Consider the following 19,835-nt stretch of genomic DNA (forward strand, 5'->3'; position numbering starts at 1 on the left):
AGGAGCGGCGGCGGTCGGCCTTGTGAGGCCGGCCGCCTTCATCTGAACTTGGAGACCGCAATGCCCTTGCTCAATGCTAAAGTCCAGGATGTCTTCGACGAGCCTGCCTGCGAGAAGAACCGCAGCAAGGATTCCAAGGCGCGCAAAAACGGCTGTTCGAAGCCGCTGATCCCCGGGGCGGCAGCCGGCGGATGCGCTTTCGATGGCGCCAAGATCGTGCTGCAGCCGATCACCGACGTCGCGCACCTGATCCATGGGCCTCTCGGCTGTGAGGGCAATTCCTGGGACAATCGCGGATCGGCTTCCTCAGGTCCAACGCTCTGGCGCACGAGCTTCACGGCGCTGACCGAAGCAGGCGCCATTGAAAAGAAGCCTTTCGATGAGGAGGACTAAGAAATGGGTACATTGACAGGAAGTACGAATGGCCCTGCTGTCAACGAAGATGGGGATCTCGCCACCCCTTTTCTCAGATGCCTGATAAGGCTCATCCGCGCTCAGGATGCCCATGGGGCGTGGGAAGGCAAATCGGACGCTGACCTGCTGGCCGACTTCATCCTCACCAAGGAGCAGCGCCGTAAGATCCCGATCATAGGCGATCCGGATCCTGATGTGCTGTGGAGGCTACAGAATTTTTACAGTTGCGTGGGGCTTGTGATCGAAGAGTGCACAGGCCTGTTGGCATCGCCGATCATGACGATCGGCCATGAGGGCTTCGGCCGCTTGCTTTTCACGACTGGACGGTTGGTCGTTCTGTCGAAGACCCTGCGCGATGTCCACCGGTTCGGCTTTGAGACGCTAGGCAAGCTCGCCGAGACCGGCACGAAAATGGTCGATGACGCTATTGAAGTTATCGAAACCTATCCCGACGTGGCGCGGGCATCATGAAATCAATTTTCGAGGAAAGAGATCATGTCAGACATTGTGGAGCAGCTGAAGAAGGTCCGCAAGCTGCAGTCCCGCGCCGCCGCTGCGAAGATGGAGTTGCACGATCTTGCCGAGGACCTTCCGATTAATTGGGCTAGAATCAAGACCATTGCAGGAGAGACGTTCGACGCCTTCGCCGAGTTGAACGCTGCGAAGGAAGAGCTCGCTGCATTGGAGAATTCACGATGACTGGCCCTTTCGTCACGCGCGACGGCTCCAGCTGGGTGCCGGAGTACCTGACCTGCATCGATGCTACAACCTGCATCGGCTGTGGCCGATGCTTCAAAGCCTGCTCTCGCGAAGTCATGCACCTCTATGGCGTCGGTGAAGCGGGTGAAATCCTCGGCATCTGCGACGACGAGGAGGAAGACTTCGATGGCGAGCTCAATCGTATGATCATGGTTGTCGATGAGGCCGGCCGCTGCATTGGTTGCGGCGCCTGCGCGCGCGTCTGCCCGAAGAACTGTCAGACCCATGTCGCGGCAGACAAGGTTACTGCGTGATCTCGCGAACAAGTCAACGCTGTTACCTTCAGATCGTTTGTTGTCTCCTGCTGCTCGTCGTCTGCGCAAACGAACGAACGTAGTTACTTCGTGTGGCATTCCATCCACAAAGTTAGCGCTGCGATGGTGGCTAGTTCGTCGCTTCTTTCAATAGGACTTTTTTAAAAGCGCGAAGTGGCGATCGCTGTCTCGTCGCCCTCGGCGATGAACTTATCCGGTTGCCAAGGCAGATGCCCCGCGATTGGATCGCCACAGATCGTGCCGTTCGTGTCCCATGCCTGATCCGCGGATGCGGCGGTTCTAATCAATGGCGGCCGGTGCAAAGAAGGCACTGCAATTGCACGCAATGTCTCGCGCAAGCTGACCGTCAAGGTAAGCACCAGTGCGCAGCTGACGGAGGCACTTGCGGCGAGGACCGCAACGCCACTTTCCACCCCGCAGGCTCAATACGATCCGACACAGGACGATCCTGAGCGCGGTTGAATTACATGCTAATTCCCTTGTCCCCAGCGCAACCGTCGACATTTCTCGCAAATGTCGGGCATCCGCCACTTTTGTCAGGTTTGTCGTGATTGGAACGTTTTGTTCGCCGGTCTCTCCGTCAAATACACATCAACCTGCCCTCAACCCGCCCATTGATAAAAGAAAATCATCTTCTTGGCGCGTCGGAGCAGTTGGCATGGTGTTTGCTGATCCCTGGTTACAAGCGGCAGAAAGCAGTCTGCATGATGCCGGTTCATGAAACGAACGGAACGGAGGCCACCTGACCGTTCGTCATCGGATCCGCGTTCTACCAAGCGGCCATGCATCCGCCGGCGGAAGGGTCAATCCCGATGTCACAGCTTGCAACCAACTCAAAGAGAAGGAAAATGCAATGACCAAGATTTCCGAAAGATCCTTTGAAACGATCGAAAACCCGGGGTCATCGTCGCTCAAGGTGCCAGATCAGTTCGGCGCATCTGTTGAAAAGGGGAACAAGAAGGTGACAGAGGCTCTTTTGAAACTTGCGTCCGGCGCTGAAGCGACACAGAAAATGCTGCCTCCGATCCTCGAAACGACAAGTCTATTCGGCAACGAATTGTGGTGGAAGACGATCGCTGCACTGCAGGCCGACGCCGAGGCCAGCTTCTCACATTTGCAAGCTTTGCTGGGCGCGAATTCGCCGTCGCAGATCCTCGAACAGCAGTCGACCTTTTTCCGCAAGCGCGTTGAGACAAGTTTGCAGCACGCCAAGGAAGTCCGGGTGCTCTCAAGCAGGGCGGTGGAGGAAATCTCAAAGCCGGTCAAGGATGCTTTTGACAAGGTGCTGACGGACCTCAAGGCGACGTAAAACTGAGGAGACCCTAGAAATACCGCGCGGTGATCTGCCCGGTGAAGAAACACCTGAAGTTCGCACTCGCTTCGATGACCGCCCGGTAACCCCGATCTTTCCCATTCATCTTCTGTGCACGGCTGATGCGCGGGACCATGTCTATGGCGCTTATATTCGCGCCCGAATGCAGAGCCCGCTTGAGCAACTCATTGTTGGCTGCGGGATAGAAGAAAGCGATTAGCGTCTTTTCAGGCGACAGCAGGGCGACCTCATTGATCGAGGCGCACCTTGACGATCACGTCGGCGGCCGCGGCGAGGGCCTGTGGAATTGGAAAACGACCACGACTTCCGCGTTTCGGTAGGCTTCGCTCGAGATTCCCGCCGTTAGGCCGGCACCAGTTCCACTGGCGATCAACAAACTATCGCCGGGGGCCAGCGCATGGAGCGAGCCGAAACCGTGGGATGGCTCGACCGGCGACAGCACGCGGACACCAATTTGTTTCACCCGTTTTGCGTATCAGTCATTCTTGCTCATTTCCTTGTGGCACGTCTCTTCGAACAGCCGGGACCGCGGCTCGACCCATGTCAGAACGAGATGTTAGGCGGGTTCGAAAGTGCTGACTTTCACAGCGGACAAAGATCCGGCTGATTCTGGCCTGAGACGTCATCATTGATTTGGGACAAGGAAGCCGGCGCGGCCGGAGGTCATAAAGCATCCTGTTTTGAAAAGGGATGCGAAAATGTCTGATGATCTGATCGCCAAATACGGCGATGCGCGGATTCCGCGTTATACGAGTTACCCGACGGCGGCGGCTTTTTCTGCAGCCGTGGGGCCGGATGAATATGCCGGCAATCTCGCCCATATCGCCGCGGCTGGCCCGGTTTCGGTTTATCTCCACGTCCCGTTCTGCCGTTCGATATGCTGGTACTGCGGCTGCCACACGACCATCACCCGGCAAGACGCTCCGGTCGCCGACTATCTCGACGTGATGAAGGAAGAGATCGAGCTCGTCTCTTTTGCGGCCGGAAACGACGTGCCCGTCAAGTACGTGCATTTCGGCGGCGGCACGCCGTCGGTCATGAAGCCGCAGGAATTTTCGGCTCTAATGGCAAAGCTCAGGAGTGCCTTCACGTTTGAAGCGAAAGCCGGCGTCGCAGTCGAGATCGACCCTCGCACATTGGTCGCCCCCATGATCGATGCGCTCGCCGAAAACGGCGTCGACCGCGCAAGCCTCGGCGTCCAGAGCTACGATCCGATCGTGCAGGCCGGTATCAAGCGGCTGCAATCCTTTGAGCAGACGGAAAGGGCGGTCGCCGGGTTGCGCTCAGCAGGCGTCAGCAGCATCAACTTCGACCTAATTTATGGCCTTCCGAAACAGACTGTCCAATCTTGCATCGAGACGGTCCGGCTGGCTGCAGAACTGCGTCCCGAACGTTTCGCCGTTTTCGGTTACGCTCACATACCCGCTTTTAAGAAACATCAGCGCCTGATCGACGAAGCATCGCTGCCGGACGCAAAACAGCGGAACGAGCAGGCGGAAGTGATCGCCGAGGAGCTCCAGAAGGCCGGATATCTGCGCATTGGGCTCGATCATTTTGCACTGCCGAACGATCAGTTGGCGCTCGCCGCGCGCAACAGAACGCTGAGGAGAAACTTCCAGGGCTATACCACGGATGATTGCGATAGCCTGATCGGCCTCGGCGCATCTGCGATCGGGCGGCTGCCGGCCGGCTATATGCAGAACCACGTGCCTCTCGGCCTCTATGCCGAGCGAATTGCCTTCGGGGTGCTGCCGACCGCCAAGGGATATCTTCTCAGCGAGGAGGACAAGCTTCGGGCGAGGGTCATCGAGAGGCTGATGTGCGATTTCGAAGCCGATCTCGGCCAGTTGAGCAGCGGATCGGGTTTCGACACCGGCTTCCTTGTCGAGCGCAACGACCGTCTCGGCGAGCTCATGGCCGACGGCGTCGTGACGATCAGCGGTGAGCGGATTGTCGTATGCGAGGAGGCGCGCTTCATGGTCCGTGCAGTCGCGGCGGCATTCGACGCCTATTTTAGCTCGCACGGGCACACGCACAGCAAGGCAGCCTAGTACTTGTCGCCGGAAGTGTGCATCGGTTCCGGCGACACGAAACGCATCAAAGGCCGCGCGAGAAGACATCGAGTTCCCGTTTCTCGATCGAGGACCCTGCAGTTATCTTCCCAGGAGTCCCGTCGACAACGGCACGTCGAGGAGGATCGACGTCGCAAGTTCGTGTGAAGCAGGGCGGGCGCACTCACAAATACGGTCATCGGGCCGCCCTGTCACAAGTAGATGGGCGCCCGTATCACCGCCTGGACGTCGAGGTCGTTATCGTCGAGCTTTTCGGCTCATTCAAATACAGCTCGATCTCGGCAGGCCCCGGCCCAGGGTATCGTTGGCGACTGACGTCGAACCTTTAAGGTGGCGTGGGCAAGCGCCGGTCCGCAGAGTTGTGCCCATCGCGATTATGGCGGCCGCGCAGGCGCCTGAAGGAGCCTTTTCGCGAGGTGAGCTACCGAGCGCCACATGATCGACGGCTCTCGCCCTCTCACGAACGCGGTTGTTCGAGCACGTCGAAGGACGAGGCAGGGGTCTCCTAGTTGTAGGACTTGCCTGCCGCGGGGATTTCGATCAAACGTTCGACGGCGCCTTCCGTGCAATTCTTGGGTAACCAGAACGAGACCCCGGGTTTTGGCTGGCATCTCCTTCGCGACTGCCGCGCAAAAAAACGACCTCGTTATATTCGTCGTCAGCGAGATTGCCGCCGGGCTAGTGATCTTGCCCACGCGTTCCTTCACAGGTCTGCCGTGCAGATCATAGCTCTTTTCACAGGCCACATTCACTTTCTCGACGGTCCCACCAGGTTTCGGCATCGGCTTTGCCGACAACCGTGTCCGACCACTGCCTTGGACGTCTTGCCTGACAGCGCCTGGCTCTGCTCGATGCTCACTGAGCATCAGCTGCTCCTGGCGAGGCAAACAGCTGCCACGAAAGCCATCGTCATGGGCTGCGCGGTCATCCGCACCTGCTGTGTCTCACTGGGTGATGTTTGTGAGGTCGGCATCGAGCCGCTTGCGCACCATGTTCGGCACCTTTGCAGTCTTGATCGCTTCGAGATTGGGCGGACTGTCACCCACCTGGATCAGGGCAACCATGCCCATGCCGGAATGTGGGGTGCATTTCAGGACATAGACGCCTGGAACATCGAATTTCGCGCGATATAGCTCATTCGGCTTTGACTTGAAGTCGGCAACGCCATCCGGAATGAGGCCTTTGAAGGTTTCGACGTTGTGGCCCTTGTCGGTGGGGATGAAGGTGACGGTGTCGCCGGGGGCGATCTTCAGGAAGCCAGGCTCGAACACCATCGCGCCTTCCGTGCCTTTGTTGAGCATCCGAACCTGGTGGTCGGCCGCCATCAACGGCGCTGCCGAAACAATCAAGGCTGCCGCTGCAGCGATCAGACCGAATTTTAACCGCATTTGCAAGCTCCTTTTCTGCGAGACCCAATCAGCCTCATGAATGTGTCTTAGCAGATGCCGGAATTGGGCTCTTTGACGCCCGTCAAATTCGGGGAAAAAAGGCAGAAGGTCCCAATTTTTGCCTGCTTGCCCAGCGCCCTTGCGAGGGACATGGCAGCCTGCAAGCGATGTAGGAATCACCGAAGGACAAGCACGCTCGGCGAACGTCGGCGCTGCTGAACAGCTTAGGATTGCCGTGACTGAGCTCATATCGCGTCGAGAAGTTCGCGGAGGGCATGAATGTCGATCCCGCGGCTTGTCGCGTGTGTTGAGGTTTACCCTCTGACAGAAATCCTCGGAAAAATCATCAGTGTCGCCCGATAACCGTACCAGCGGGCAAGATTGACGTTCCGCAGGTCGTGCCTGCCCTCGGGAATAACGATGTTGCGCGACGCAAGTTTCGTAACGGTGTGGGCCAGGGTCTCAATGGTCAGGCCGAGATGATCCGCAATGTCTTGACGATTCATGGAAACGCGCAACGGACCTTGGCGGACGCGGGTTGCGCCGGAATGCAAGCTTCACGATGAAGCTGCAGGGGCGCTCCTCGGCGTTCTTCTTCGGCAACAGCACCATCTGTTCATGCGAAGCGGCCGCCTCCTGCCAGAGCAACGAGAGCTAGGTCGAGCGAGCGCATTAGACCGAGCGACTTCCCCGTGGAAACTCATGTGCGATATCCGGCGGATCTTGCATTTCGTGACGGCCTCAGCCGTAAATAGGAAATCGTTTTGCAGCGACGCGCCGTTGAGATCGCCGGCGAATTGAAGAGCGATTATCACCCGACGATCTTTCGCCGATGATACGAAGCAGGCGCACGACACCTTCTTCCACCTGGACAAGATGGTTGCTTATCACCCTCCCACCAAATCGCCTTACCGGCTGCGACGGCCTCGGCCGCCGAGCCTACGAACAGCGAAGAGAGGGATTGGCCGGCATGTATGGCTTCGCGCCCCTTCGCGCCATTGTCGAACGCGTGGTTGTTCTGCACAGCATCTTCATCGCCCCTTGTGGCAGTGGGTGCGGTAGAAAGCAGCTGCGTCACACGGGAGTAAGCGGGCGGTGCCAAAGGGGGAAGTTTGCAACAGAGTGTAACAACGTCGGTTCGTCCACCGCTTCCAGTCCGCTTGTTGATGTAGATCAAGGAGCCGTTCCCGTCTTCGTGACAGTCCTGCCTCGAAATCCGAGAAAGCCGGCCGCGAGGCGGTCGTCTGCGCACTGGAGACGACATCATGAATTACACGACAGAAACGATGGTGATCGCGGTCGCAGCGTTTCTGGCGCTGCTCGCGGCCGCATTCGCGCACGATCATCTGTTTGCAGTCCATATGGGTATACTTTGCCTCTGCCTGGTTGCGGGAACGCTGCTGCTTGTCAGAAACGCAGAGTTTTCGCCGACGGGCCAACAGCGCAAAACAGAGCTTACGGGCTATTGCGACGAGGTAATCCGCTACGGCCTGATCGCTACGGTGTTCTGGGGCGTCGTCGGCTTCCTCGTCGGCGTGATCATCGCGCTGCAGCTCGCCTTTCCCGACCTCAACATCGCGCCCTATTGGAATTTCGGAAGATTGCGGCCGGTTCACACATCGGCGGTGATCTTCGCCTTCGGCGGCAACGCGCTGATCATGACATCCTTCTATGTGGTGCAACGCACCTGTCGCGCGCGTCTCTTCGGAGGAACACTCGCCTGGTTCGTCTTCTGGGGCTACCAGCTGTTCATCGTGATGGCTGCGACCGGCTACGTGATCGGCATCAATCAGTCGCGCGAATATGCCGAGCCCGAATGGTACGTCGACCTGTGGCTTACCATCGTCTGGGTCGCCTATCTGGCCGTCTATCTCGGAACGATCCTGAAGCGCAAAGAGCCGCATATCTACGTGGCAAACTGGTTCTATCTCAGCTTCATAGTCACCATTGCGATGCTGCATGTGGTCAACAACCTCGCTGTTCCGGCGTCGTTCCTCGGCTCCAAGAGCTATTCTCTCTTCTCCGGCGTCCAGGATGCACTCACCCAATGGTGGTACGGCCACAACGCCGTCGGCTTCTTCCTCACCGCCGGCTTCCTGGGGATGATGTACTATTTTGTGCCGAAGCAGGCCAACCGGCCGGTTTATTCCTACCGGCTGTCGATCATCCACTTCTGGGCCCTGATCTTCATGTATATCTGGGCCGGCCCGCATCATCTGCATTACACGGCGCTGCCTGACTGGGCGCAGACGCTCGGAATGGTCTTCTCCGTCATGCTCTGGATGCCCTCCTGGGGCGGCATGATCAACGGTTTGATGACCCTTTCGGGCGCCTGGGACAAAATTCGCACCGACCCGATCATCCGGATGATGATCGTCGCCATCGCATTTTATGGGATGTCGACCTTCGAAGGCCCGATGATGTCGATAAAGGCTGTCAATTCGCTCAGCCACTATACCGAATGGACGATCGGTCACGTGCATTCCGGAGCACTTGGCTGGGTGGGTATGATCACCTTCGGGGCGATATACTACCTGACGCCGAAACTGTGGGGGCGCGAGCGCCTCTACAGCCTGCGGATGGTCAACTGGCACTTCTGGCTCGCGACGCTCGGGATCGTGATCTACGCCGCGGTGCTCTGGGTCGCGGGCATCCAGCAGGGGCTGATGTGGCGAGAATACAATTCCCAGGGCTTCCTCGTCTATTCCTTCGCTGAAACGGTCGCGGCGATGATCCCCTATTACGTGCTGCGTGCCGTCGGCGGAGCACTCTACCTAGCGGGTGGCCTCGTCATGGCCTGGAACGTGTTCATGACGATCCGCGGCCACCTGCGCGACGAAGCGCCAATCCCGACCAGTTTGGTGCCCCAGGCACAGCCTGCCGAGTGAGGTGAGACATGGCATCGTTACTTGATAAACATAAGACCCTCGAGAAGAACGCGACGCTTCTTCTGGTCGGCTCGCTGCTGGTCGTCAGCATTGGCGGCATCGTTGAAATCGCACCGCTGTTCTACCTGCAGAACACGATCGAAAAAGTGGAAGGCATGCGGCCCTACACGCCGCTAGAGCTCGCCGGACGGAACATCTACATCCGTGAAGGCTGCTATCTCTGCCACAGCCAGATGATCCGGCCGTTCCGTGATGAGGTCGAACGTTACGGCCATTATTCGCTCGCCGCGGAATCGATGTACGACCACCCGTTCCAATGGGGATCCAAGCGGACAGGGCCCGATCTGGCCCGCGTCGGGGGGCGTTACTCGAACGAATGGCACGTCCAGCATCTCGCAAATCCGCGGGCCGTGGTGCCGGAATCAATCATGCCGAGCTACGCCTTCCTCGAAGAGAAGGAGGTGACGGTCAGGAGTATCGGAGAGGACCTCAAGGCCAATGAGGACGTGGGCGTGCCTTACAGCGACGACATGCTGGCGAATGCCGAGGCCGACATGAGAGCCCAGGCCGATCCGAACGCGGACACGGCGGCTCTACTCAAGCGCTACCCAAATGCGAATGTCGGCGATCTCGACGGCGATCCAACCCGGCTGACCGAGATGGACGCGCTGGTGTCCTACCTGCAGATGCTCGGAACGCTGGTTAATTTCTCGACCTATGACGACGCGACCGGCTACCGGTGAGGTGATCCATGGAAACTTACACTGCAATGAGACACTTCTCCGACAGCTGGGGCCTCCTGGCAATGGCCGCATTCTTCGTCGGCGCGGTCATGCTCACCCTTCGCCCAGGTAGCAAGCAGACGGCCAAAGATGCCGCCGATATTCCCTTGAAGGACGATTGAGATGTCGCAAAAGCATATCGATGAACTGAGCGGCGTCGAAACGACGGGTCATGAATGGGACGGCATCCAAGAGCTCAACAATCCCATGCCGCGCTGGTGGATCTGGACCTTCTACGTGACGATCCTCTGGGCGATCGGCTACGCCATCGCTTACCCGGCCATCCCGATGATCACTTCCGCCACTAACGGCTATCTCGGTTATTCAACGCGCGCCGAGCTGCAGCAGGACCTCAATCTCGCTAAGTCATCGCAGACGGAGTTCCATGACCTGATCGCTGCCAAGACAGTGGAGGAGATCGACGCGGATCCTGCTCTTCGTAAATTCGCGATCGCTGGCGGCGCATCCGCTTTCAAGGTGAACTGCGCGCCCTGCCATGGATCGGGAGCGAGCGGCGGTCCGGGGTTTCCGAATCTCAACGACGACGACTGGCTGTGGGGCGGGGATCTGAATGCCATCCAGGCCACGATCTCTCATGGCATCCGCTTCGACGGCGATACGGATAGCCATTCCTCCGAAATGCCGCCCTTTGCCGGTGTTCTGGAGCCCATCCAGATGAAGCAGGTCGCCGCCTTTGTCTGGGGGCTGACCAATACGCCCTCGGATGTCGGTCTGGCGGCGGCCGGAAAACAGGTTTTCTTCGACAATTGCGCCCCATGTCACGGCGAGGACGCCAAAGGAAAGGTGGAAATGGGTGCGCCGGATCTCGCCGACGCAATCTGGCTGAAGTCGCGGGGTGAAGACGCCATCCTTCGTCAGGTTGCCTCTCCCAAACATGGCGTAATGCCTGCCTGGGCAGCGCGCCTGGGGGACACAACGGTAAACGAGCTTACTATTTTCGTTCATGCGCTCGGCGGCGGCACGTAAGGAGAAAAGACATGACAGCCCACGACCGCAATCCGATCCTCCCTCTCTACGGCGCGCCGCGTGCTGTTATCCGATCGCGTGTCTCAGCCCGCGCCCAACAGATGCCTGCGTCTTCGGAGCAGGACGACCCGGCAAAAATCGGCAATTCGATGGTGAGTTTGATCTGCCTCAAAGACCACAAGCAGACGAGCCGATAGTTTCAGCTCCTGTGGAGGACGTCCCAGCGGTTTCTCCGCCGCTGTCCTCCGGCCACGCCCTTACTCTGGGGCGTGGCCTTTTCGCTTCTGCACGGTCGTTCTTGATCTGCATCAAGGAACGGATCCGCCACGGCTGGGAAAAGAGTGGTGAAAATCGGACAGGTCCTATGAATCTCTATACCCGCCCTAATCTAAATGACATTGACCACGTTCGCGTCGAACCCGTCAACGCCCGGCGCAACCGCCAGTCTCTCTATGCGCCGCGCAAGAAGATCTTTCCGAAACGAGCCGAAGGGCCCTTTCGCCGGTTCAAATGGGTCTTGATGCTGCTCACGCTTGGCACATATTACCTCGCGCCGTGGATTCGCTGGGACCGCGGTCCCTATGCGCCCAATCAGGCAATCCTCGTCGACCTCGCCTCGCGGCGCTTCTTCTTTTTCTTCATCGAGATCTGGCCGCAGGAATTCTACTATGTGGCGGGCCTGCTCGTCATGGCGGGCTTCGGCCTCTTTCTCCTCACCGCCGCTGTCGGCCGCGCCTGGTGTGGCTATGCCTGTCCGCAGACCGTCTGGGTCGATCTCTTTATCGTCGTCGAACGCGCCGTCGAAGGCGACCGAAACGCTCGGATGAAGCTCGATGCCGACCCCTTCACTTTCGACAAGCTCAGGAAGCGGGTGATCAAGCACGCGATCTGGTTGCTGATCGCCGTCGCCACGGGCGGAGCATGGATCTTCTATTTTGCCGACGCGCCGAGCCTGGCGGCTTCACTGTTTGACGGCAGCGCTCCTGCCGCTGCGTATGCCACGATCGCCACCCTGACCGCGACGACCTATGTGCTTGGCGGCCTCATGCGCGAACAGACATGCACCTATATGTGTCCGTGGCCGCGCATTCAGGGCGCGATGCTGGATGAGAATTCGCTTGTTGTCACCTACAACGACTGGCGGGGCGAGCAGCGGTCGCGCCATGGCAAGAAGGCTCAGGGTCTGCCGGTGGGCGATTGCGTGGACTGCAATGCCTGCGTCGCCGTCTGCCCGATGGGGATCGACATCCGCGACGGCCAGCAGATGGAATGCATCACATGCGCCCTCTGCATCGACGCCTGTGGCGGCGTCATGGACAAGCTCGGGAAGCCACACGGCCTGATCGCCTATGCGACGCTCAAGGAATATTCGAGCAACATGTCGCTTGCTACTGACGGAGGACGGACAGCCATCCAGCCCTCCAATGTCCGAAACGACGACGGAAGCTTCATGCCAGCTGTCCGGAATTTCGACTGGCGCATCATCTTCCGCCGAAGAATTGTCTTCTACGGTGTCGTCTGGGCATCGATCGGCGTCGCCATGGTCGTCCATCTCGCCTTACGCGATCGGCTCAGGCTCAACGTTATCCACGACCGGAACCCTCAATATGTTCTGGAAAGCGACGGCTCCATCCGAAACGGCTACACGCTGCATGTCCTCAACATGGTGCCGAAGCCGCGGGACGTGACCATCACCCTCGTCGGGCTGGAGGGGGGCACAATGCGCATTCCCGAGTTCGGCAGGCAGGATGCCCGCAGCTTCACCGCTCACGTCGAACCCGACGCGGCCACGACGCTCAAGGTCTTCGTCACGCGCGCCCCAGACGGGGCAGAGATCAACGAATTCCTCTTCGTCATCGAAGATATAGGTCAAGACGCAGGTCAAGCCGACCGGGCGAGCTATCGCGCCGCGTTCAACGCGCCGGGAGACGTGAAATGAAGACTTCTACTCAGGGCTTTACCGGCTTGCACGTGCTGCTTGCCACCTCGGCATTCTTCGCCGTAGTGATCGCCGTAAACGCCACCATGGCCTTCTATGCTGCGTCCAGCTGGAGTGGCATCGTCGTGGAAAACACCTATGTGGCCAGCCAGGAATTCAACACCAGGGCGGCAGCGATGAAGGCAATGGCCGCCTCCGGCGTCGAGGGCGCGCTCGTCGTTAAGGGCATCCAAATCCGTTACGACATCCACGACAAGGCCGGCACGCCTGCGATCATCGATGATGTCACGCTGAACTTCAAACGGCCCGTCGGCGATCATGAGGATTTCCGCGTGACGCTCCGGAAGACGGGCGAAGGGCGGTTCGAAGCCGATCACCAGGTTGTCGCCGGCGACTGGATCGTCGAGGCCATATCGAGAATGAACGGGGCGGTCGTCATGCATGAGGCCAAACGCTTCGACACCGCGGAGTTCCGCCAATGACCTGCTGCTCGATGGATGCGGAAAGCGTTCTCGGCCTCAGCGCGACATCCGCCAGCGCCGAGGAGGTATGCCTTGCAAGCCACCCGCTCGGGGCAGGGTTACGCCAGATCGACCTCAGCGTACCCGACGTCCACTGTGGCGGCTGCATATTGACCCTCGAAAAAGCGCTGTCGGCGCTTGCGTTCGTCAGGAAAGCCCGGGTCAATCTCACCGCCCGGCGTGTCACCTGCGTCTATCAGGAAGAGATCGAGGCGAAGGCGACCGATCCCTCCGAAATCCTCGCCGCGATCACCTTGGCCGGATACCGCGCCCATCTCATCACGTCGACAGCACCCGAAACCGACAGGATCCGGAACCAGCTACTGCTGGCGATTGGAGTTTCCGGCTTTGCGGCCGCCAACATCATGATGCTCTCGGTGTCGGTATGGTCGGGCGCCGATGCGGCCACGCGCGACATGTTTCACTGGATCTCGGCGATGATCGCGGCGCCGGCGCTGATTTATGGTGGACGCTTCTTCTTCAAATCGGCCTGGAGCGGGCTCAAGCGTAGGCGCACCAACATGGATGTTCCGATCTCGCTTGCAGTGACGCTGTCCTATGCGGTCTCCCTATGGGAAACCATGCACCATGGCGAACATGCCTGGTTCGACGCGTCGGTGTCTCTGCTGTTCTTCCTGCTGATCGGCAGAACCCTCGATCATGTAATGCGGGAAAAAGCCCGCGCCGCGATCAACGGGCTTGCCAGACTGGCGCCGCGCGGGGCGCAGCTGATGATGCCGGACGGGTCGCGGCACTACATCCCGGTCGAAGAGATCGCCGTCGGGGATAACATCGCGATTGCCGCCGGCCGACGCATTCCCGTCGATGGCATGATCGTCAGCGGCGAGAGCGATGTTGACCTCTCCATCGTCACCGGTGAAAGCAGCACGGTCGCCGTCGCCGCAGGCAGCGCGCTGAATTCGGGTGCGATGAACCTGACCGGTTCGCTCGTCCTGCGGGCGACCAAAGTGGCAAGGGATTCGCTTCTTTCCGAGATCATCGGCCTGATGGAAGCGGCCGAGGGCGGCAGGGCTCGTTATCGCCGGGTCGCCGATCGCGCCGCAGCACTTTATTCTCCCGCCGTGCACCTGTTGGCGCTGGCTTCCTTTCTCGCCTGGGGCTTGCTTGGGGGCGATTGGAAACAGGCCATGCTGGTCGCGGTCGCGGTGCTGATCATCACATGCCCCTGCGCATTGGGCCTTGCTGTACCGGTGGTCCAGGTGGTCGCCGCCGGCGAACTTTTCCGCAGGGGCATCGTGGTGAAGGACGGTTCGGCGCTCGAAAGACTGGCCGACGCGGACATGGTGGCCTTCGACAAGACCGGCACCCTGACGATGGGCCGGCCCCGCCTCGTCCGAAGCGACGCGATCGCGGGCAATAGCGCCATCGTTTGCGCAATGGCGGCGCATTCACGGCATCCGCTTTCCCAGGGTCTGGTGCGGGACATAGACATCTCTTACCCCTTCGCCTTCGACAGGGTCACGGAAATCGCCGGCGGGGGGCTGGAAGCCTGGAAAGGAGCGGACTTCTATCGGCTCGGCAACCGGGCCTTTGCCTGCGGAACCGGGCTCACGCCCGCGGGCGATACTCCGTTTTCGGAGGTGGTCCTGTCGAAAAACGGCGTCGATCTCGCCCGTTTCCTGTTTGACGACACGCTTCGTCCGGGCGCCGCCGAGGCTTTCCGCCAGCTCGCTGCAGCCGGTATCGAAACGCTGATAGTATCCGGCGACAGGCAGGCCGTCGTCGACAACACAGCGCGGGCTCTCGGTATCGGCAAAGCTCTGGGCGACCTGGCGCCGAAACAGAAGGTCGAGGAACTCCAGAGGCTGGGCGCCGAGGGCTATCGTGTGCTCATGGTCGGCGACGGGATCAACGACGCACCGGCGCTGGCCGCCGCGCAGGTCTCGATGGCGCCCGCAACCGCATCCGACGTCGGCAGGCAAGCTGCCGACCTTATCTTCTTCAACGATCGTCTCGATGCCGTTCCTGAGGCAATCGCCGTTGCGCGAAGATCCGCCAGCCTCATTCGACAGAACTTTGCTCTCGCCATCGGTTACAACGTGCTTGCGGTACCGATCGCAATCGCCGGCCTGGCAACGCCGCTGATAGCGGCGGTGGCCATGTCGACTTCGTCGATCATCGTCGTGACGAATGCGCTGCGATTAAATGCCTTCGGCAGGCGCCCCGGCCTACGGAGCGAGCCGCTTGCCGGCGGACGTGCGGAAGTTGAAACCACATGAACATGCTGATCTATCTGATGCCGATCGCACTGCTGATGGGGGGAATGGGTCTCCTGGCGTTCCTCTGGTCGCTGACGAGCCGCCAGTACGACGACCTTGAAGGAGCAGCTTGGCGAATCCTCGTCGAGGACGAAACCGATTGCAAAAGACCTTGAACCGCTCACGGCCGAAACGAAAGGAAGATCGATGCTATCGAGACATCCCATACTTTTGCGATCTGACCTGTTTCACGGCCTGGACAAAGCAAGGATAGAAGAACTGGCCGACACGGCTCAGTTCCAGATCTTCGCACCGGACGAGCGGATTATCGCCGAGGGCCAGCAGGCGTCGTTCGTCTATTGCGTGATGCGCGGCTTCGTGCGACTTTCGAAGTCGGAATCCGCGGGGCGCCAGGCAGATATCTGCATCTGCGAACCGGGCGAGACGTTCGGCGAATATCTCCTGTCGGGAGGCGGCTCCTACACCTACAGCGCATGGTCCGCCGACGGCGCAGAGGTCGCGTTGTTCGACCTTGTGGAGTTGCGGGCGCTTGCCGACCGGGACCCCGTCATGCGTCGCAACGTGATGCGCATCATGGCCCGGCATCTGCTCGGTGCCATGGATTGCATAGCGGGAGACCGGCTGCACACGGCTGCACAGCGTGTTGCGAATTACCTCGTCAGCCGCTGCCCGGCCTCAGCATCGCAGGCCACCTTTCGCCTGCCTTACCGGAAGAGAATTCTGGCCGGCAAACTGGGGGTTGCGCCCGAAGCCCTTTCGCGGGCTTTCGCTGCCCTCGGTCCTGCAGGGGTCGAAGTCAGAGGCAGGGTCGTCGTGGTCGACAGCGTCGACCTGCTGCGGAAGGCGTGCTGACCTCGGGGTAGGGCGATAACCGCGCCGGAATTCGACCGCCGTCAATGTGGCGATCGCTTGCTCCGTTATGGCCAGGCGCAAAATGTACCAGGACGTCATGCTCATCGGGATTGTTCTTGTCATCTCGACTGTTTTCATCGCTTGCTTCAGGCCTTGTCCGCATCAACGGTGGCGCTGACGACACATGCGGATACCGTCGGACTGGCGGGCTTAATAGGGAAGTGCAGACGAACGGGCGCAACGAGCACCAACATGCGACGGAGAGCGTCCGGCGTTATTCTTCGAGGAGCAGGGCCGTCGCGAGATAACCCATGCTGATGGTGCTTGCGAAGAGGTAGATGAACAGGCCCTGCGCGAGATAACTCTCAACCGTGCCTGCCGCGGCAAATCCATTTTGCCAAACGAAGAAGCCCACGGCGGATCCAATTGCGAACCCCGTCGCCAAACGCGTGAGCATGAACCTGATCATGCGAGGCATGGCACCACCTCAGACTTACTCATTACAAATGGCCGGGCAACGGGAATGGTGGCTGGCCAATTGAGTTTTGTCAACGACTGGCGCAAGCCGTCATGCAAGCAGCGGCGGGAGCCGGAGACTACAACAGTGCATCTTCTGTCTTTCGCAGCCGGCGTTATCACGCCTGCGAATGCGTCGAGGCTGAGGGAGTTGCGAGTTGCAAGGACGATGCGCGCTAAGGACCTAGCGCGGCGGCGGCTTCTGTGGTCGAGCGGTTTGCCAGACGTGTCGGGATGCGGGAATAAAGAACGGCTCCGGCCACGCCCACGACCGCATAGAGCACGAACATCAGCTTGATGGCAATCTGTCGACCAAGCCCGACGAACGCCCTCGCATCAGGCAGGGCGTCGGCTAAGGCGCCGACGAGGCTGTGGCGCGCGAACGTCCTCGTCCCATCGGAATCGCCGACGTGCGAGCTTGCTATGCCAATGATGCGGGTCGAGCGCGCGGTGCCGTTTCCACTCACCGAAGGCGCCCAATAGCTACCCTTCACAACAATGATCCAGCAAGCCTTTGGACGCGCTAGAGCAAGTCCTGCGATCGATGAATCGATTGTGATGTGACGGCGTCCATCGATGCTGATTCAAACATCCACAGAGAAGAGGTGGATGATGGGACAAGCACTGAGCGATGATCTTCGAATACGGGTTTTGAAAGCGTCTGCGGCCGGCATGTCGGCTCGACAGGCTGCGGCTCGTTTCGGAGTTGGGATTTCGACGGCGATCCGCTGGATTGCAAGAGCGAAAGAGGGTGAGTTAACTGCTCGGCCACAGGGCTGGAGACGACCTTCGGCAGTGGATGCACACGAGGAATTCGTTGTCGCGTTGATCAACGAGCGTAGGGATGTGACGCTCGATGAGATGGTTGAGCGCTTGTCCGTCGAGCGGCAGGTGAAGATCAGCCGCAGCGCACTTGGCGCTTGGCTTCGAGGCCGCGGATGGACCTTTGAAAAAAGACCGCCCACGCACTGGAGCAGGACCGGCCGGATGTCCTAAAGCGCCGGCGTGTCTGGTTCGACGGCCAACTGGATCTCGATCCAGAAAAGCTGATCTTCATCGACGAAACCGGCCTTTCGACCAAGATGGCACGGCTACGCGGACGTGCACTTCGAGGTGAGCGTTGCCGAGCTGGCGTGCCACATGGCCATTGGAAAACAACGACCTTTACCGGAGCGTTGCGCCTCACTGGGATGACCGCGCCGTTTGTCTACGATGGCGCCATGAACGGTAATTGTCTTCCTGGCTTACGTCGAACAGGTATTGGGGCCTACCCTGGAGATCGGCGACGTGGTGGTCATGGACAACCTACCGGCTCACAAGACAGCGGGTGTACGCGACGCCATCGAACGTGTCGGCGCCACGCTCATGTTCCTGCCCCCTTACAGCCCAGACTTCAATCCGATCGAGAACGCCTTCTCCAAACTGAAGGCGATGCTGCGAGGTCGGGCAGAGCGAAAGATTGACGCCCTCTGGGATGCAGTTGGCGCCCTGATACCCCGCTTCACCCCCGCAGAATGCGCCAATTGCTTCAAGGCTGCTGGATATGATCCGGATTGAACAGGATTTGCTCTAGACGCTAGGAGAGGATGCGCCCCCGCCTTGTCTCGTCGCGTGCTGCGCCCACATCGCGATCCAGTGAACACCTCTCCTCAATCCTGCGAGGGCGCCGAGAATTTGTTCAGCGGAGTGCCGGTTCATCAAGCCGGCTCATGCTCGGACGATTCATCAGTCAAGATCAAGCGAGTCGGATCTTTCAAGTCAAACTCAATAACACGTGGCACGAAGAGACGGGCATAGCGCGTGAAGGCGCTGGCCGGCGGAAAGCGAATTACCGTATCGCATCGGGCGAGAAGGTACATCTCTGTAAGAGCAGAGATACCGCCGTCCACTCCGAGCGATGCACTGTGTAATGGCCGGCCTGGGCCGCCTGAAAGCATTTCGGGATAGTGATTGATCGGGAAATACACCGAGTAAATGGTCCCGTACCTGCGCGCTGTCCGTACACAAGAAAACCATCACAGGGCGTCGATGCGGTATCGCTTTGGCCTTTTCGATGGCAGTGCACACTGACCTGCCACTGAGAATTTCCTCCAGAATGGATTAGAGTCCGGCCCATTGATCTGAACCCTTCAAACTGGACCAATTTTGGTTAGAGTTTTCCGGTGCATTTTCCTGGCTGGGAAAGGGACCAGAAGACGATGAAAGCGTCGCAGTTTTCGGACGCTCAGAAGGCGTTCATTCTGAAGCAAGGTGATGAAGGCGTGTCGGTTGCTGAAATCTGCAGGAAGGCGGGGATCAGCCAGGCGACTTATTTCAACTGGAAGAAAAAATACGCGGGCATGCTGCCACCGGAGATGAAGAGGCTGAAACAGCTCGAGGACGAGAATTCGCGCCTGAAGAAGATCGTCGCGGATCTGACGCTGGACCGCGAGATGTTGCAGGATGTCATCCGCCGAAAGCTCTAAGGCCTGCTCGGAAGCGGGAGATGGTGAAAGGCATGTGCTGCGATTGGGCGATCTCGATCCGACGTGCTTGTGGAGCGTTGAACTTCGATCGATCAACTCACCACTATACCTCTCGCCGTGCTGATCAGGCCGGTCTGGAACGTCGTATTCGCGAGATCTGCGAGATCCGTGTGCGGTACGGCTATCGCCGCGTGCATGTGCTGTTGGAACGCGAGGGTTGGGGCACCAACATCAAGCGAACCTACCGCATTTACAGGGACTTGGGGCTACAGTTGCGGAACAAGACACCGAAGCGGGGGGTAAAAGCCAAGCTTCGCGAGGATCGGCACATGGCCGTCGGACCCAACGACGTCTGGGCGATGGACTTCGTTCACGACCAACTCGCAACGGGTAAGAAACTGCGC

Annotated in this window: 19 protein-coding genes and 5 pseudogenes; 18 read left to right on the forward strand and 6 right to left on the reverse strand. The window is 59.4% G+C overall.

Going from position 1 to position 19,835, the window contains the following annotated elements:
- Positions 1-60: 60 nt before the first annotated feature.
- The 5 genes and pseudogenes from EV130_RS31630 to EV130_RS31655 all read left to right on the forward strand — a co-directional run.
- A pseudogene (locus EV130_RS31630) lies at positions 61-363 on the forward strand (nitrogenase component 1); the annotation flags it as partial.
- Between the two features lie 33 nt (positions 364-396).
- Positions 397-885: a NifX-associated nitrogen fixation protein gene (locus tag EV130_RS31635; protein WP_004679071.1), complete on the forward strand. Its 489-nt coding sequence runs from the start codon at positions 397-399 to the stop codon at positions 883-885.
- Between the two features lie 24 nt (positions 886-909).
- Positions 910-1,113: a CCE_0567 family metalloprotein gene (locus EV130_RS31640; protein ID WP_009991124.1), complete on the forward strand. Its 204-nt coding sequence runs from the start codon at positions 910-912 to the stop codon at positions 1,111-1,113.
- On the forward strand, positions 1,110-1,427 hold the full coding sequence (gene fdxB, locus EV130_RS31645) for a ferredoxin III, nif-specific (protein WP_004677870.1): 318 nt from the start codon (positions 1,110-1,112) through the stop codon (positions 1,425-1,427). Before EV130_RS31640 ends, fdxB begins: the two co-directional genes overlap by 4 nt.
- Positions 1,428-2,301: 874 nt before the next feature.
- Positions 2,302-2,757, forward strand: coding sequence for a phasin (locus EV130_RS31655; RefSeq protein ID WP_012489581.1), 456 nt, complete (start codon positions 2,302-2,304; stop codon positions 2,755-2,757).
- A 13-nt stretch (positions 2,758-2,770) separates the two neighbouring features.
- Here EV130_RS31655 and EV130_RS31660 read toward each other — a convergent pair whose 3' ends face one another.
- Positions 2,771-3,016 (reverse strand): NAD(P) transhydrogenase subunit alpha, encoded by a 246-nt coding sequence (locus EV130_RS31660; RefSeq protein ID WP_309506698.1) that lies wholly within the window; start codon positions 3,014-3,016, stop codon positions 2,771-2,773.
- A 463-nt stretch (positions 3,017-3,479) separates the two neighbouring features.
- Here EV130_RS31660 and hemN point away from each other — a divergent pair, with 463 nt between their 5' ends.
- Positions 3,480-4,832, forward strand: a complete 1,353-nt coding sequence (gene hemN / locus EV130_RS31670) for an oxygen-independent coproporphyrinogen III oxidase (protein WP_004674397.1) — start codon at positions 3,480-3,482, stop codon at positions 4,830-4,832.
- 965 nt (positions 4,833-5,797) lie between these two features.
- Here hemN and EV130_RS31685 read toward each other — a convergent pair.
- Both EV130_RS31685 and EV130_RS32820 read right to left on the reverse strand, forming a co-directional pair.
- On the reverse strand, positions 5,798-6,241 hold the full coding sequence (locus tag EV130_RS31685; RefSeq protein ID WP_004674399.1) for a pseudoazurin: 444 nt from the start codon (positions 6,239-6,241) through the stop codon (positions 5,798-5,800).
- 306 nt (positions 6,242-6,547) lie between these two features.
- Positions 6,548-7,265: pseudogene (locus tag EV130_RS32820) on the reverse strand (cyclic nucleotide-binding domain-containing protein); the annotation flags it as partial.
- A 241-nt stretch (positions 7,266-7,506) separates the two neighbouring features.
- On the opposite strand from EV130_RS32820, the gene ccoN reads away from it, so the two are divergent.
- The 10 genes from ccoN to EV130_RS31740 all read left to right on the forward strand — a co-directional run bounded on the left by ccoN (position 7,507) and on the right by EV130_RS31740 (position 16,450).
- Entirely contained in the window at positions 7,507-9,129 is a 1,623-nt protein-coding gene (gene ccoN, locus EV130_RS31695; RefSeq protein WP_004674403.1) for a cytochrome-c oxidase, cbb3-type subunit I, read from the forward strand.
- Positions 9,130-9,137: 8 nt separating this feature from the next.
- Complete coding sequence (ccoO, locus tag EV130_RS31700) at positions 9,138-9,872, forward strand: cytochrome-c oxidase, cbb3-type subunit II (RefSeq protein WP_004674404.1); 735 nt, start codon at positions 9,138-9,140, stop codon at positions 9,870-9,872.
- An 8-nt stretch (positions 9,873-9,880) separates the two neighbouring features.
- Positions 9,881-10,033, forward strand: a complete 153-nt coding sequence (locus EV130_RS31705; protein ID WP_004674411.1) for a cbb3-type cytochrome c oxidase subunit 3 — start codon at positions 9,881-9,883, stop codon at positions 10,031-10,033.
- A 1-nt stretch (position 10,034) separates the two neighbouring features.
- Positions 10,035-10,898 carry a cytochrome-c oxidase, cbb3-type subunit III gene (ccoP, locus tag EV130_RS31710; protein WP_004674413.1) on the forward strand — a complete coding sequence of 288 codons (864 nt, stop codon included), beginning with the start codon at positions 10,035-10,037 and terminating at the stop codon, positions 10,896-10,898.
- Positions 10,899-10,909: 11 nt separating this feature from the next.
- Positions 10,910-11,095, forward strand: a complete 186-nt coding sequence (locus EV130_RS31715; RefSeq protein ID WP_004674416.1) for a hypothetical protein — start codon at positions 10,910-10,912, stop codon at positions 11,093-11,095.
- 167 nt (positions 11,096-11,262) lie between these two features.
- Entirely contained in the window at positions 11,263-12,837 is a 1,575-nt protein-coding gene (gene ccoG, locus EV130_RS31720) for a cytochrome c oxidase accessory protein CcoG (RefSeq protein ID WP_004674417.1), read from the forward strand.
- On the forward strand, positions 12,834-13,319 hold the full coding sequence (locus EV130_RS31725) for a FixH family protein (RefSeq protein WP_004674419.1): 486 nt from the start codon (positions 12,834-12,836) through the stop codon (positions 13,317-13,319). Before ccoG ends, EV130_RS31725 begins: the two co-directional genes overlap by 4 nt.
- The gene (locus EV130_RS31730) at positions 13,316-15,598 is read left to right on the forward strand and encodes a cation-translocating P-type ATPase (protein ID WP_004674422.1); all 2,283 of its coding nucleotides are present in this window, start codon (positions 13,316-13,318) and stop codon (positions 15,596-15,598) included. Before EV130_RS31725 ends, EV130_RS31730 begins: the two co-directional genes overlap by 4 nt.
- Complete coding sequence (ccoS, locus tag EV130_RS31735) at positions 15,595-15,753, forward strand: cbb3-type cytochrome oxidase assembly protein CcoS (protein ID WP_004674425.1); 159 nt, start codon at positions 15,595-15,597, stop codon at positions 15,751-15,753. Before EV130_RS31730 ends, ccoS begins: the two co-directional genes overlap by 4 nt.
- Before the next feature lie 31 nt (positions 15,754-15,784).
- Complete coding sequence (locus EV130_RS31740; protein ID WP_004674428.1) at positions 15,785-16,450, forward strand: Crp/Fnr family transcriptional regulator; 666 nt, start codon at positions 15,785-15,787, stop codon at positions 16,448-16,450.
- Between the two features lie 274 nt (positions 16,451-16,724).
- Here the strand turns inward: EV130_RS31740 and EV130_RS31745 are convergent, their stop codons facing one another.
- A complete protein-coding gene (locus tag EV130_RS31745; protein WP_004674430.1) occupies positions 16,725-16,928 on the reverse strand; it encodes a hypothetical protein in 204 nt (67 codons plus the stop codon).
- Between the two features lie 214 nt (positions 16,929-17,142).
- The gene (locus tag EV130_RS31750; RefSeq protein WP_018247218.1) at positions 17,143-17,460 is read right to left on the reverse strand and encodes a hypothetical protein; all 318 of its coding nucleotides are present in this window, start codon (positions 17,458-17,460) and stop codon (positions 17,143-17,145) included.
- Between the two features lie 118 nt (positions 17,461-17,578).
- Between EV130_RS31750 and EV130_RS31755 the strand changes: the two are divergent.
- Positions 17,579-18,523 (forward strand): annotated as a pseudogene (locus EV130_RS31755) (IS630 family transposase).
- A 140-nt stretch (positions 18,524-18,663) separates the two neighbouring features.
- Here EV130_RS31755 and EV130_RS31760 read toward each other — a convergent pair.
- Positions 18,664-19,039 (reverse strand): annotated as a pseudogene (locus EV130_RS31760) (nodulation protein NodZ); the annotation flags it as partial.
- 125 nt (positions 19,040-19,164) lie between these two features.
- Between EV130_RS31760 and EV130_RS31765 the strand changes: the two are divergent.
- Positions 19,165-19,835, forward strand: a pseudogene (locus tag EV130_RS31765) (IS3-like element ISRel21 family transposase); the annotation flags it as partial.

Source organism: Rhizobium azibense (assembly GCF_004342325.1).
Taxonomy (GTDB): domain Bacteria; phylum Pseudomonadota; class Alphaproteobacteria; order Rhizobiales; family Rhizobiaceae; genus Rhizobium; species Rhizobium etli_B.